General features: G+C 71.3%; 10 protein-coding genes and 1 pseudogene. 8 read left to right on the top strand and 3 right to left on the bottom strand.

The annotated features are described in order from the left end of the window. Nucleotides 1-101: 101 nt before the first annotated feature. Nucleotides 102-779, bottom strand: a complete 678-nt coding sequence (locus ACLJPL_RS22985) for a hypothetical protein (RefSeq protein WP_411082788.1) — start codon at nucleotides 777-779, stop codon at nucleotides 102-104. A 174-nt stretch (nucleotides 780-953) separates the two neighbouring features. Between ACLJPL_RS22985 and ACLJPL_RS22990 the strand changes: the two genes are divergently transcribed. After that, a complete protein-coding gene (locus tag ACLJPL_RS22990) occupies nucleotides 954-1,238 on the top strand; it encodes a hypothetical protein (RefSeq protein WP_411082789.1) in 285 nt (94 codons plus the stop codon). A 148-nt stretch (nucleotides 1,239-1,386) separates the two neighbouring features. Here the strand turns inward: ACLJPL_RS22990 and ACLJPL_RS22995 are convergent, their stop codons facing one another. Both ACLJPL_RS22995 and ACLJPL_RS23000 read right to left on the bottom strand, forming a co-directional pair. After that, the gene (locus ACLJPL_RS22995) at nucleotides 1,387-1,968 is read right to left on the bottom strand and encodes a hypothetical protein (protein ID WP_411082790.1); all 582 of its coding nucleotides are present in this window, start codon (nucleotides 1,966-1,968) and stop codon (nucleotides 1,387-1,389) included. A gap of 205 nt (nucleotides 1,969-2,173) precedes the next feature. Beyond that, on the bottom strand, nucleotides 2,174-4,525 hold the full coding sequence (locus tag ACLJPL_RS23000) for an AbfB domain-containing protein (RefSeq protein WP_411082791.1): 2,352 nt from the start codon (nucleotides 4,523-4,525) through the stop codon (nucleotides 2,174-2,176). Between the two features lie 622 nt (nucleotides 4,526-5,147). On the opposite strand from ACLJPL_RS23000, the gene ACLJPL_RS23005 reads away from it, so the two are divergent. The 7 genes and pseudogenes from ACLJPL_RS23005 to ACLJPL_RS23035 all read left to right on the top strand — a co-directional run. After that, nucleotides 5,148-6,233, top strand: a complete 1,086-nt coding sequence (locus ACLJPL_RS23005; protein WP_411082792.1) for an ABC transporter substrate-binding protein — start codon at nucleotides 5,148-5,150, stop codon at nucleotides 6,231-6,233. Nucleotides 6,234-6,352: 119 nt separating this feature from the next. After that, entirely contained in the window at nucleotides 6,353-7,999 is a 1,647-nt protein-coding gene (locus ACLJPL_RS23010) for a sugar ABC transporter ATP-binding protein (protein WP_411082793.1), read from the top strand. Continuing rightward, complete coding sequence (locus tag ACLJPL_RS23015) at nucleotides 7,996-8,970, top strand: ABC transporter permease (RefSeq protein WP_411082794.1); 975 nt, start codon at nucleotides 7,996-7,998, stop codon at nucleotides 8,968-8,970. Before ACLJPL_RS23010 ends, ACLJPL_RS23015 begins: the two co-directional genes overlap by 4 nt. Further along, a complete protein-coding gene (locus tag ACLJPL_RS23020; RefSeq protein WP_411082795.1) occupies nucleotides 8,967-10,013 on the top strand; it encodes an ABC transporter permease in 1,047 nt (348 codons plus the stop codon). Before ACLJPL_RS23015 ends, ACLJPL_RS23020 begins: the two co-directional genes overlap by 4 nt. A 124-nt stretch (nucleotides 10,014-10,137) precedes the next feature. After that, on the top strand, nucleotides 10,138-11,166 hold the full coding sequence (locus ACLJPL_RS23025) for a LacI family DNA-binding transcriptional regulator (protein ID WP_411082796.1): 1,029 nt from the start codon (nucleotides 10,138-10,140) through the stop codon (nucleotides 11,164-11,166). A 154-nt stretch (nucleotides 11,167-11,320) separates the two neighbouring features. Further along, nucleotides 11,321-12,439 carry an aldose epimerase family protein gene (locus ACLJPL_RS23030; RefSeq protein ID WP_411082797.1) on the top strand — a complete coding sequence of 373 codons (1,119 nt, stop codon included), beginning with the start codon at nucleotides 11,321-11,323 and terminating at the stop codon, nucleotides 12,437-12,439. A 12-nt stretch (nucleotides 12,440-12,451) separates the two neighbouring features. Beyond that, a pseudogene (locus tag ACLJPL_RS23035) lies at nucleotides 12,452-12,782 on the top strand (GTP-binding protein); the annotation flags it as partial. Nucleotides 12,783-12,807 lie beyond the last annotated feature (25 nt).

Here is a 12,807-nt window from a genome sequence, read left to right on the forward strand (position 1 = left end):
GGTGAGCGAGCTGGTCGGGGGCGGGGGCCTCCGGGCGCTCCGGAGCACGGTGGGCCGGCGCCTCCTGGCGGGGGTCCACATGAACACCGGCATGTGAGACGTCAGCTGGAGCGCTGAATCAGTTGCCGGAGGACCTGAATGAAGTCCGGATCGTCGAGACGGGAGTCGGTGACACGGTCGCGCACATCGGTGAGGAGCCATTCCGCCAGCTCCGCGGTGGCGTGATACTCGCTGTGGAACCCCAGGCTCAGGTCGGTGATCTCGTACGCGAACAGCACGTCGACCACCAGGTCCTCCAGGTGCGCGTCGGCAGCCGGGGTCCGGGTGGCGGTCCATACGTCCAGCCAGGGGCGCAGGCTGTCGGTGGCGACAGTGATGAGGCCGAGAGCGTCCCTGACGGACACCGGGCTCGGGTGGGTGTGCAAGGTGGCCTGCCACCACGCGGTCCAGACGTTGCGAAGGGCGTCGGCCAGAGGCGCGTCCCAGGTGCTCCAGCCCGCCTCTACCAGGCGGGTGGCGATCAGCTCCTCGGAGACGCCGAACTGGCCGGTGACAAGGGGGCGGATGATGCGCGGGACGAGACGGCGATAGAGACGCGGGAAGTCGTCCCAGTGGCTGGGCACCTCTCCGGCGACCGCGGACACCAAGTCGTCGGGTATGAGGTGCAGCGGCCTGGAGAGCTCGACGAGTTCCTCCTCGCCGTAGCAGTACGTGCAACCACCGATCGGGAACGGCTCTTCAGAGGCGAAGACGCGGTCCAGTGCGTCGAGGGCTGTCATGAGCTGCTGATGGTGTGACATGGCGACCCGCCGGGGGACTCCGTCCGGGTGACCGGCGAAGATTGCAGGCTATCAGGCTGGGCCGGAGCGGATGCCGCGGACTGAACCGTCACCACCCGGCCGCAGCTCGAGATTCTCATTGAGCTTCTTCTGGACGGCCATCGATCGGGCGACGTGGCTGTCGCGCCGGACGCGGCGGGCGCGGTCGACCTGGGGGCCATCAGCCGCCCCGTGCGCTCGGCGTCGTACCGGGTGGACGTGGCGCAGGCCCGCTGCCGGACCGGCGACGACGCGGGCGCGCCGGAGCTGCTTCTGGAAGTGGAGACCGATCAGCCGGAGTGGATCCGTGTCCAGCCCGGGGCGGCGGCTGCCGTACGGGAGATGCTTGAGGCCGAACGTCGGCGGAACAGCACGTTGCGCGGCCTCGCGTCCCGGCTCGGGATGGACCCGGCGCTGTGAGGCAGGACGTAGCGCCCTGCCCCGGTGGCGCGTGGCAGCCACCCTCCGTTCCCCGGCATGGGCCGGGTCGACCGGCTGATCGCCACGTGCGCCCTGGGGCACGTCCCGCACTCGCTGGTCCGGCAGGTGCGGCCCGGCGGGGTCACCTCTATTCCCAGTCGACCAGATATCCCCGGTGCCGTACGCAGCCGCCATCGGCGGTCAGCGTCGGCTCCCCGGTGTACCAGTCGGGCCGCAGCGACAGCTCCACATCGTGGTCGCCCTTCGTCCGGACTCCCGGCAGGCCCGCTCCCCGCTCGCCCTTCCCGGGTGCGGGGATGTCCTCGACCGTCAGGTCCTGTGCGGACCACGCCTCGCGGAGGGTGTCGACCGCCGCCCGGTAGGCGGCCCTGCTCTCGAAGTGGGGGGCCCAGGTGACGCGCGGCTGATCGCGGGTGACCCCGTCGCCGTCCGCGCCGAACTCGTCCTTGCAGGAGGAGTTGGCCATCTCGTGGGTGTCCACGATGGAGGAGGGGTCCATCCCCAGCCGCCGCACCGCGTCCTCGCCCGCCTCCTCGGTGAGCCGCAAGTGCTCCCGGAACTCCGACTCCGCCATCACCCGCCCACCCGCGCACCCCTGGGTGAGCGCCCCGGCGAGCAGCACCGCGCCACCGGCGATCAGCGCCCGGGTACGGCGTCGGCCGAACAGTGCGGGGGCGGGGGAGCAGCGGGTGCGAGGGCGCGTCGTCATGCGCCCATGTCAGCAGGTGGAGGCCACCGGGCAACACCGCTCATGTACTCAGGTAATCGGATACTCCGATGCTCGGATGCTCGGATCGGCGATCGCGAAGCCACCGGCGACGTGCTGCGGACGGACGGCACACGGCCTCCCGGTCCGGCAGCGACGGAGGGTTCCCTCGCCGCTGCCGGACCGGCCGGTCACCGCCCCTGCGCGATCAGGGGGCCCAAGGGGCGTCCACCGCCCACGTGGTGTCCTCGGCGAAGAGGGCCGGGCTGTCGAAGGCCCGCCCGCCGCCCGGGGTGGCCAGCCACACCTCCGAGTCGATGTGGCGCAGATAGCTGCCGGGCAGGTTGGCGCTGGTGAACCGCACCCCGCCGTTCCCGGCGACCGCGCACCAGGTGGCATCCGCCTTGAACAGCGCGGAGTTGTCGTTGGCGTCGCGCCGGACCCGGAAGTCCCGGTGGCGGAGGAACTCGCCGGGGTAGTTCCGGGACTCGAAGGAGTAGCAGTTGCCGTTGGCGAGGCCGGTGACGATCTTCCAGGTGGCGTCCGCCTTCAGCACGCCCGAACTGCCGCTGTTCACTGCCTCGGTGGCGGCCAGCGCGTTGTAGTGGCGCAGGTGTTTCGTCGTGTGCCCGGGGGTGGTGACCCGTAGCGACCTGTACTGCCCGGTGGGCAACGTCACCGGGGGAGCGGGGTTGCGGGACGCCTGGATGAGGGCCTGGTTGGCGGCCTTCACGCGGGCGGTGTCGACCTTGACGACCTGGCGGTCGTAGGTGAGCAGCCCGTTCGCCTCGTTCTCCACGTCCGTGATCTCCGTGTAGACCGACGCGGAGAGCCCGGCGGGGAGTTGGCCGATCCGGATGGCGTCGAGCAGGCCGACGAAGCGGTTGTCGAGGGCCGCGACGCTCGGCTGGTCCTCGTAGCTGAACCCGCCGCCCGGATACCACTCGTGGCCCGGCACCCTGTAGCCGAGACCGCCGAACTCCCCGAGCACGGCGGCCCGGGTCGCGGTCGGCGCGGTGTTGCCCGGGCCGACGTAGACGTGGTTGTCCACCACGTCGCCGTTGCCGCCGTCGACGGAGCCGCAGCAGTTGACCCCGCTCATGTTGTTCACGAGGCGCGAGGGGTCCTGGGCCTTGACCTCGTCGGCGATCCTGGCCTGGTCGTACTGGCCCCAGCCCTCGTTCTGGTTCACCCACATGACGACGGACGGCGAGCTGCGGTGCTGGTCGATGATCGCCCGGTACTCCGCCTCCCACTGGGTGCGGGAGGGCCCGTCCGGGACCTTGCCGGTGTCCATCGACGGCATGTCCTGCCACACCAGGAGCCCCAGCCTGTCCGCCCAGTAGAACCACCGCTGCGGCTCCACCTTGATGTGCTTGCGGACCATGTTGAACCCGAGGTCCTTGTGCGCCTGGAGGTCGTATCTCAGCGCCTCGTCACTGGGCGCGGTGTAGATGCCGTCCGGCCAGTAGCCCTGGTCCAACGTGCCGGTCTGGAACACGAACTTCCCGTTGAGCACCGGCCGCAGGATGTTGTCGACCTTCGCCAGACCCACCGACCGCATACCCGTGTAGCTGCCCACCGTGTCGGTGACCGCCGAGCCGTCGAGGAGGTCGGCCCGCACGTCGTACAGGAACGGGTCCTCGGGAGTCCACAGCCGCGGGTTCGGCACGGGTACGGAGATCTCCCCGCCCACCGAGCCGGTCGCCGAGCCCACCACCGTACCGCCGTTGGAGACGGTGATCCGGGCGTTCCGGCCCGCCGCGCCGGCCGTCTGGACCCGCACCCGCAGGGTGCTGTCGCCCAGGTTCGGCGTCATGTCGAGACGGGTGATGTGGGCGGGGGCGACGGGTTCCAGCCACACCGTCTGCCAGATGCCGGAGGCGGCGGTGTAGAAGATCCCGCCGCCCGGGTGGGGCTTCACATCGTTGATCCGCTGCTTGCCGACCGCCTGACCGCCGGTCTGGCTCGGGTCGTAGACGGAGACCACGATGGTGTTCGTACCGCCGTTGAGCTGCGGCGTGATGTCGTACGAGAACGCGTCGAAGCCGCCCTTGTGCGCCCCGACCTGGGCGCCGTTGACCCAGACCGTGGTCTGCCAGTCGGAGCCGCCGAAGTGCAGCTTGACGCGGCGGTTGTTCCAGTTGGCGGGGACGGTGAAGGTCCGCTTGTACCAGAGCTTGTCGTTCTGGGTGATCCGGCGCTGGATGCCGGAGAGCGCGGACTCGGCGACGAACGGGACGCGGATCTGCTCCGGGAACGTGGCCGGCTGCCCGGCGTCACGGCCGGTGACCGCGAAGTCCCAGATGCCGTTGAGGTTCGTCCAGTCGGGGCGGGTCAGCTGCGGGCGCGGATACTCCGGCAGCGGCTTGTCCACCGGGACCTGGTTCGTCCACGGCGTCGTCATGGGCGACGGCTTCGGCGTCCAGGCGGCGGGCGCGGCGGCGGCCGGGGAGGCGCCGGAGCCCACGAGGGCGGTGGCCACCAGGGCGAGGAGGCCGGTGGCGGCCGTTAATCTCCGCCACCAGGCGCGGTGGCGGGGTGCGGGTGCTGGTTGCATGTCTGACCATCCCTTTCTTGTTCCTGCCGGAGAACCCCCGCACCCAGGTGGCGCGGGGGTGGGGACTGCCGGCGGGGCGCGACGGGAGAGCGGGGGCGGGGGAGAGCGAGCGAGTGCGGGGGAGGAACGAGAGCCCGGGTGCAGGGGCGCTCGGAGGGGTCGGGCGCATGGCGAAGGTCGCCGTCGCGCGGTCGGACCGGGCGTACGGCAGCCGTTCTTGCAACGTTAGAAATCTGGCGTCCGGCGGTATGACAGCACGGCGTCGGGCGGCTGTCCAGGGGGTGCGCAGGGCCCGTTGCCGTACGGCGTGCCGATTCCCGTACGCGTCCCGGGCCCGTCCCGTACGTGAGCCCCGCCGGGTGGCCGACACATTTTCGAAACGCATCGGCCCCGCTCTTGCCGCCCGTGCCACACCGCCTATATAACGTTGTAAACCGAGCCGCCGACAGCCCGGTCAGGCCCTCGTGACCGCTGTTCCCGCACGTCGGAGCAGGGTCGTGGGGAGTGCGGTGGCATCAGCCGCCGAGCGGCCGATGTCTCGTCCCGCCGTGCCCGACCGTCCCGCCATGCCCGACCGCGCGCCGCCGCGCGTGCCGTCAACCCGCCAAGGAGCGTTCCGCGCATGATGATCCAGCGTCGACCCCGTACCCTCGCCGTGGCCTGCCTCCTCGCCGCCACCTCCCTGCTGGCCGCCGCCGGCTGCGCCAAGTCGGAGACCTCGAACAACGCGGGCGGCGACAGCAGTCAGGGCGCCCAGGAAGCCAAGTCCCCCGACTCCACCTCCGGTTCGGGCTGCTCGCTGGAGACCTACGGCGCGCCGAAGCTGGACCTGAAGAACGCGGTCGTCGGCTTCTCCCAGTCGGAGAAGGAGGCCAACCCGTTCCGGATCGCCGAGACCCAGTCCATCAAGGACGAGGCGAAGAAGATCGGCGTCAAGAAGCTGCTCACCACCAACGCCCAGTCCCAACTGTCCAAGCAGATCAGCGACATCCAGGACATGCTGTCGCAGGGGGCCCAGTTCCTCATCGTCGCGCCGCTCAACTCCGATGGCCTGGAGCCCGCGTTGAAGGCGGCGGCGGCGAAGAAGGTGCCCGTCCTCACCATCGACCGCAAGGTCAACTCCACGGCCTGCAAGGACTATGTGGCCTTCCTCGGCTCCGACTTCGTCGAGCAGGGCAAGCGCGCCGCCGACGCGATGATCAAGGTGACCGGCGGCAAGGGCAAGGTCGCGATCCTGCTCGGCGCGTCCGGCAACAACGTCACCACCGACCGCACCAAGGGCTTCGTCGACCAGGTCGAGGCCGAGGCCCCCGGCCTGGAGATCGTCGCCCAGCAGACCGGCGAGTTCGCCCGCGACAAGGGCCAGCAGGTCATGGAGCAGCTCATCCAGTCCAAGCCCGACATCACCGCCGTCTACGCGGAGAACGACGAGATGGGCCTCGGCGCGCTCACCGCGATCAAGGCGGCCGGGAAGAAGCCCGGCAAGGACGTCAAGATCGTGTCGGTCGACGGCACCCGCAACGCCGTACAGGCCCTGGTCGACGGCGAGTACAACGCGGTCATCGAGTCCAACCCGCGCTTCGGCCCGCTCGCCTTCGCCACCGCGCAGAAGTTCTACGCCGGTGAGGAGATCCCGGAGAACGTGATCATCACCGACCGGGAGTACGACGAGGCCAACGCCAAGGACTCGCTCGGCGGAGCCTACTGACCCCGACCGGACGGCCGGCCGCCGCGACGCCCCGCGCGCTCACGGCGGCCCGGCCCCGTTCCCGTAACACCGGAAGGCCAGCACCCATGGCCACCCGTAACACCGGAAGGCCGGCATCCATGGCACCAACCGAAGCGACACCCAGGCACGCGGAGACCGCCGTCGCGGACCCCGTGCTCGAAGCCCGCTCGGTCAGCAAGCGGTTCCCCGGCGTCGTCGCCCTGGACGACGTCTCCCTCTCGCTGCGCGCCGGGGAGACCCACGCGCTCGTCGGCGAGAACGGGGCCGGCAAGTCCACCCTCATCAAGGTGCTGACCGGCGTCTACCAGAGCGACGGCGGCGAGGTGCGGGTGGCGGGCGCGCCCGTCCGCTTCGCCCGGCCCTTCGAGGCGCAGCAGGCCGGGATCTCCACCATCTACCAGGAGGTGAACCTCGTCCCGCTGATGAGCGTGGCGCGCAACATCTTCCTGGGCCGCGAGCCGAAGAACCGTTTCGGGCTCATCGACTTCGCCCGGATGAACCGCGAGACGACCGGACTCCTCGACGGCTTCGGCGTCCGCGTCGACCCCAAACGCCCCCTGCACACCCTGGGCATCGGCACCCAGCAGATGGTCGCGCTCGCCCGCGCCGTCTCCGTACGGGCCCAGGTCGTCATCATGGACGAACCCACCTCATCGCTGGAGCCCCGCGAGGTCGAGACCCTCTTCCGGGTCATCGAGAACCTGCGCGGCCAGGGCATCGCCGTCCTCTACGTCAGCCACCGCATGGACGAGCTCTACCGCGTCTGCGACCGGGTCACCGTCCTGCGCGACGGCCGCCACATCCACACCGGCGACCTGGCCGGCCTCGACCGGATGCGGCTCGTGTCGATGATGCTCGGCCGCGACCTGGCCGAGGTGCGCCGCGAGGGACTCACCAGCTTCGACGCCGCCGGCCACGACGTGGCCCGCACCCCCGTCCTCACCGCCACCGGACTCGACCGCCGCCACCAACTGCACGACATCTCAATCCAGTTGTACGGGGGTGAGGTGCTGGGACTCGGCGGGCTGCTGGGCTCCGGGCGCAGCGAGACCGCCAAGGCGCTGACCGGCGCGCTGCCCCTGGACGGCGGCGAGATCACCGTCGACGGCAAGCGCCTCGGCCGCCCCACCCCGGCCGCCGCCATCCGCGCCGGCATCAGCATGCTCCCCGAGGACCGCAAGGCGGAGGGGATCATCCCGCAGCTCTCCGTGCGCGAGAACATCGTGCTCGCCGCCCTGCCCAGGCTCTCCCGCGCCGGGATCGTCTCCCGCGACCGCCAGGACCGGATCGTCGACGTCTTCATGGAGCGGCTGCGGATCAAGGCGTCCAGCCCCGAGCAGAAGGTCGGTGAACTCTCCGGCGGCAACCAGCAAAAGGTGCTGCTCGCCCGCTGGCTCTGCCTGGAACCCAAGGTGCTGCTGCTCGACGAGCCCACCCGGGGCATCGACGTCGGGGCCAAGGCCGAGGTGCAGAGCCTGATCGACGACCTGGCCCGCGAGGGGCTGGCCGTCCTGCTGATCTCCTCCGACATCGAGGAGCTGATCGAGGGGGCGGACCGCATCGTCGTCCTGCGCGGCGGCGCGATCGCCGGTGAACTCGCGGGCGACGAGGTGGAGGAGAGCCGCCTCCTCGAGGTGCTCGCCGACCACACGCCCGGTGCCGTACCGACCGAGGACAGCGCCGCCGACCACACCCCCGACCCCGGCGGGAAGGCCCCGGCGGCCGGCCAGGAGGACCCCCGATGACCACCCAGGCCACCCTGCCACGCCCCGCGAAGCCCCTGGCCCGGCTCCGCGACCCCGCCTGGTACCAGGAGTACGGCGTGTACGCGGCCGTCGCCGTCGTCCTGCTGTTCAACGCCCTGTTCACCGAGCACTTCATGACGGCCGACAACCTGCGCACCCAGCTCGTCCAGGTCGCCCCCATCGTGATCGTCGCGCTCGGCATGGCCCTGGTCATCGGCACCGAGGGCATCGACCTCTCCGTCGGCTCCACCATGGCGCTCGCCGCCGCCCTGCTGCCGCTCTACCTCGGTTACGGACTGGTGCCCGCGCTCCTGATCGCGCTGCTGGCCGGAGCGGTCGTCGGCGCGGTCAACGGGACGCTCGTCTCCCTCGTCGGCCTGCAGCCCATCGTGGCGACCCTCGCCCTGTTCGTCGGCGGCCGGGGACTTGCGCTGGTGATGGCGGACGGCCAACTCAAGCAGATCGTCAACCCGGACATCCTCGCGCTCGGCACCGGCTCCTTCCTCGGCATCCCGCTGGTCGTCCTCATCGCGGGCGTGCTCGCGGTGGCCGTCGCGTTCCTGGTGCAGCGCACCACCTTCGGCCGCCAGATCGTCGCCATCGGCGGCAACCGGGCAGCCGCCGGGCTCTCCGGACTGCCCGTCAAACGCGTCCTGATCGGCGTCTACATCCTGTGCGGCACGATGGCCGCGCTCGCCGGGATCCTCGCCACCGCCCGGCTCACCGCCAGCGACCCGTCCTCGCTCGGCACCCTCATGGAGCTCTCCGCCATCACGGCGGTCGTCGTCGGCGGCACCCCGCTGAACGGCGGCTCCATCCGGGTCCTCGGCACCGTCGCGGGCGCCCTGCTGATGCAGTTGCTGCGCGCCACCCTCGTCAAGCACGACCTGCCCGACTCCACCGCACAGATCGCCCAGGCGGCCATCATCATCGCCGCCGTCTACGTCGCCCGGGAGCGTCGGTCCCGATGAAGAACCTCACCCCCGCCGCCCCGGCCCCCCAGGCGCCGGCGCCGCTCAAGAACGCCCCCTCGCGCCCCGAACCCCGGCCCGAGCGGTCCACCGGCTCCCGTATCGGTGAACTCGTCCAGCGCCAGGGCGTCCTGGCGGTCCTGCTGACCGTCATCCTCATCGCCTCGTTCGTCTACCCGACCTTCGCCGGCCTCGACAACGCCCGGGGCGTCACCGTCCAGGCGTCGTTCCTCGCGATCGTCGCCCTCGGCATGACGCTGGTCATCATCACCGGCGGCATCGACCTCTCCGTGGGGTCGGTCTTCGCCCTCGGCGGGGTGCTCGCCGCCTGGGCCTCGCAATGGGGTTTCCTCGCCGCCCTGTTGGCGCCGCTGGTGGTCTGCGGCGGGATCGGGCTCCTCAACGGTCTGCTCATCGCCCGCGCGAACATGGCCCCCTTCATCGTCACGCTCGCCACCCTCCTCGCGGCGCGCGGGATGCTCCTCGCCTTCACCGACGAGGGCGCCACCACCTATCTGGTGCCCAAGGACTCCGCCTTCGCCGAACTGGGCCAGGGCACCGTCTGGGGCTTCGGGTACCCGATCCTCATCGCGCTGGTCCTGTTCGGGGCCGGCGGGCTGCTGCTCCAGCGGACCTCGTTCGGGCAGACCCTGTTCGCGGTCGGCGGCAGCAGCGACGCGGCCACGTTGATGGGCCTGCCCGTCGCCCGGACGAAGATCCTCGTCTACACCCTCAGCGGGCTGCTCGCCGGACTCGCCGGAGCCCTCAACGCCGCCCGTCTCTCCTCCGGCGTCACCATCATCGGCGTCGGCATGGAACTCGACGCGATCTCCGCCGTCGTCATCGGCGGCACCCTCCTCATCGGCGGCGCGGGCTCGATCAGCGGCACCCTCTGGGGCGTCCTGCTGCTCGCCGTGATCCAGAACCTCATCAACCAGATCGGCTCGCTCAACTCCTCGTACCAATCGGTGGTCAGCGGCGGCTTCCTTATCGTTGTCGTGGTGGCGCAGCGTTACCTGGCGCGCAGCCGGAGAACCACCTGAACCGGACGGGCCGGATGGACCGGGATGGATCGGGATGGATCGGGATGGATCGGGATGGATCGGGATGGACTGTACGGCCGGACGGGCCGGGCAGGGACGAGTCGAACCGAGTACAAGGAGTGCCGTGGGCGTCAGCCTCAAGGACGTAGCTCAACGGGCGGGCGTGTCCATCAAGACCGTGTCGAACGTGGTCAACAACTACCAGCACGTCACCCCCAAGATGCGGGCCAAGGTCCAGCAGGCCATCGACGAGCTCGGCTACCGGCCGAACCTCACCGCCCGCCATCTGCGCAAGGGCCGCACCGGCATCATCGCGCTGGCCGTGCCCGAGTTCGGCAACCCGTACTTCGCGGAGCTCGCCGGTGAGGTCGTCGACGCGGCCGCCCGGCACGACTACACGGTCCTGGTCGACCACACGGGCGGGCTGCGTGAGAAGGAGCTGCTGGTCAGCCAGGGGTTCCGGTCCCATGTCATCGACGGCCTCATCCTCAGCCCCATCCACCTGGAGACCGAGGACCTGATGGCCCGTACGGAGACGGCGCCGCTGGTGCTGCTGGGGGAGCGGGAGTACGAGGCGCCGTACGACCACATCGCCATCGACAACGTGGCCGCCGCCCGTGAGGCCGTCGCCCATCTCATCGCCCTCGGCCACCGCAGGATCGCCTTCCTCGGCTCCCGTACCGGCCGCGAACGCCAGCCCGCCCACCTGCGGCTGCGCGGCTGGCGCGAGGAGCTGGCCGCCTCCGGCATCGCACCCGACGAGTCCCTGGTCGTGGTCACCGACGGCTACGGGAGGGAGGACGGGGCCGCCGCCATGGCCTCGCTCCTGGACCGGGGGGAGCGGCCCGACGCCGTGTTCGCGTACAACGACCTGATCGCGATCGGGGCCATGCGCACGCTCACCGAGCGCGGGCTCACCATCCCGGGCGACATCGCCGTCGTCGGCTTCGACGACATCGAGGAGAGCCGGTACGGGACCACCACCCTCACCACCATCGCGCCGGACAAGGCGGCCATCGCCCGGCTCGCCGTCGACAGCCTGGTCGAACGCCTGGCCGGCACCCCGGTCGCCGAACCCCGTCGACCCCGCCCCGGCTACCGCCTGGTCGTCCGCGAGTCCACAGGGCCCCGCGAGTCCACCGGGCCCAGCTGACCCGCCGCGTCCCGCGAACTCGCCGGGCCCGCGAGGCTCCCGGCCCCCCGGAGGCTCCCGGCCCCTGCGAGGTTTCCGGACCCCCGAGGTTTCCGGCCCGGCCCGCCAGAGGTCCTTCGAGAGACCCCCGTCCCGCACCCCCAAGGAACTCCTCATGCCCACCGTGCACCGCAAACCGTTCGGCCGCGCCCACGGGCAGACGGAGGTCGACCTCTGGACCCTCGACTCCGGCGCCGGCGTACGCGCCGAGATCCTCACCTACGGAGGCGTCCTGCACAGCCTCACCGTGCCGGACACCTCCGGCGTCCCCGGGCCGGTCGTCCGCTCGCTGCCCGCCCTCGACGACTACACCGACAAGAACCCCTACTTCGGGGCGATCGTCGGGCGGTACGCCAACCGCATCGCCCACGGCCGCTTCACCCTCGACGGCACGACCCACCACATCCCCGCCAACGACCGGGGCCACGCCCTGCACGGCGGCCCGGACGGCTTCCACACCCGGATCTGGCAGGCCACCGGCCACTCCACCGACTCCGCCGCCGTCCTCCGCCTCACCCTCCACAGCCCGGACGGCGACATGGGCTTCCCCGGAGCGCTCGACGTCACGGCCGCCTACACCCTGGACACCGCCGGGACCCTCGCCCTGGAGTACACGGCCGTCACCGACCGGCCCACCGTCGTCAACCTCACCCACCACGCCTACCTCAACCTCGGCACGGACGACATCCTCGGCCACACCCTCCAGGTCGACGCCGACCACTACCTCCCCGTCGACCCCGACTCCATCCCCGAAGGCCCTCCGGCCCCCGTGGCCGGCACCCCCTTCGACCTCACCGCCCCGCACCCGATGGGCGCACGCCTCGGCCTGCCGCACCCCCAACTCGCCCTGGCCGGAGGCTTCGACCACTGCTGGGTCCTGCGCGACCACGCCCCCGCCGCCCTCCGCCGGGCCGCCCGGCTGACCGCCCCCGGCGCACGGCGGACCCTGGAGCTCTGGACCACGGAACCGGGACTCCAGGTCTACACCGCGAACCAACTCGACGGCGCGTTCACCGATGGCACGGGCCGCCGCCACGAACGCCATGGCTCGCTCTGCCTGGAGACCCAGCACCTGCCGGACTCGCCCAACCGCCCCGCCCATCCCAGTACGGTGCTGCGCCCCGGCGAAACACTGCGCAGCCGCACCGAATGGCGCTTTCCCCACCTCCGCGCGGAACCGGGTGCGGACTCGCGTGCGGAAGAAGACCAGTTGCGGCCCCCGAACACCCGCTGATCCACTGCCGATTCCGGATACTGGCCCCGGCACAGCCATTCCCACGGCACGTTCGACAAAGCATGTCGAGCACGGCGGGCGACTTCCGCGACCTCACGCCACTGGTCCTGATGGACGCGGAGCGCTGTGCACCCTGGAGGGGGAGATCCCGGCGGCCCGGGTCCACCGACTCCAGCAGCGGCTACCGGGGTCGACCCGGGGCGAAGGCGTGCCGGAGTCCGCCTCCGACGGCCACCGCCCGGTGACCGGCCCGGCCCCGGACCGCCCGCGAAGGGACCACGACCCGCCGCACCACAAGGAGTACCGGCTGCGCACGGTGCGGCGGGTCGCCGGGGGAGGATGAGGGCCACTCGTCACGCCTGGCCGCT

It is taken from the genome of Streptomyces sp. cmx-18-6 (assembly GCF_046548915.1).
In the GTDB taxonomy this organism is placed as follows: Bacteria; Actinomycetota; Actinomycetes; order Streptomycetales; family Streptomycetaceae; genus Streptomyces.

Coding starts and splice junctions, on each gene's coding strand:
- ACLJPL_RS23020 (WP_411082795.1), top strand. CDS start 8,967: ATGAAGAACCTCACCCCCGCCGCCCCGGCCCCCCAGGCGCCGGCGCCG.
- ACLJPL_RS23000 (WP_411082791.1), bottom strand. CDS start 4,525: ATGCAACCAGCACCCGCACCCCGCCACCGCGCCTGGTGGCGGAGATTA.
- ACLJPL_RS22985 (WP_411082788.1), bottom strand. CDS start 779: ATGACAGCCCTCGACGCACTGGACCGCGTCTTCGCCTCTGAAGAGCCG.
- ACLJPL_RS23005 (WP_411082792.1), top strand. CDS start 5,148: ATGATGATCCAGCGTCGACCCCGTACCCTCGCCGTGGCCTGCCTCCTC.
- ACLJPL_RS22995 (WP_411082790.1), bottom strand. CDS start 1,968: ATGACGACGCGCCCTCGCACCCGCTGCTCCCCCGCCCCCGCACTGTTC.
- ACLJPL_RS23015 (WP_411082794.1), top strand. CDS start 7,996: ATGACCACCCAGGCCACCCTGCCACGCCCCGCGAAGCCCCTGGCCCGG.
- ACLJPL_RS23030 (WP_411082797.1), top strand. CDS start 11,321: ATGCCCACCGTGCACCGCAAACCGTTCGGCCGCGCCCACGGGCAGACG.
- ACLJPL_RS23010 (WP_411082793.1), top strand. CDS start 6,353: ATGGCACCAACCGAAGCGACACCCAGGCACGCGGAGACCGCCGTCGCG.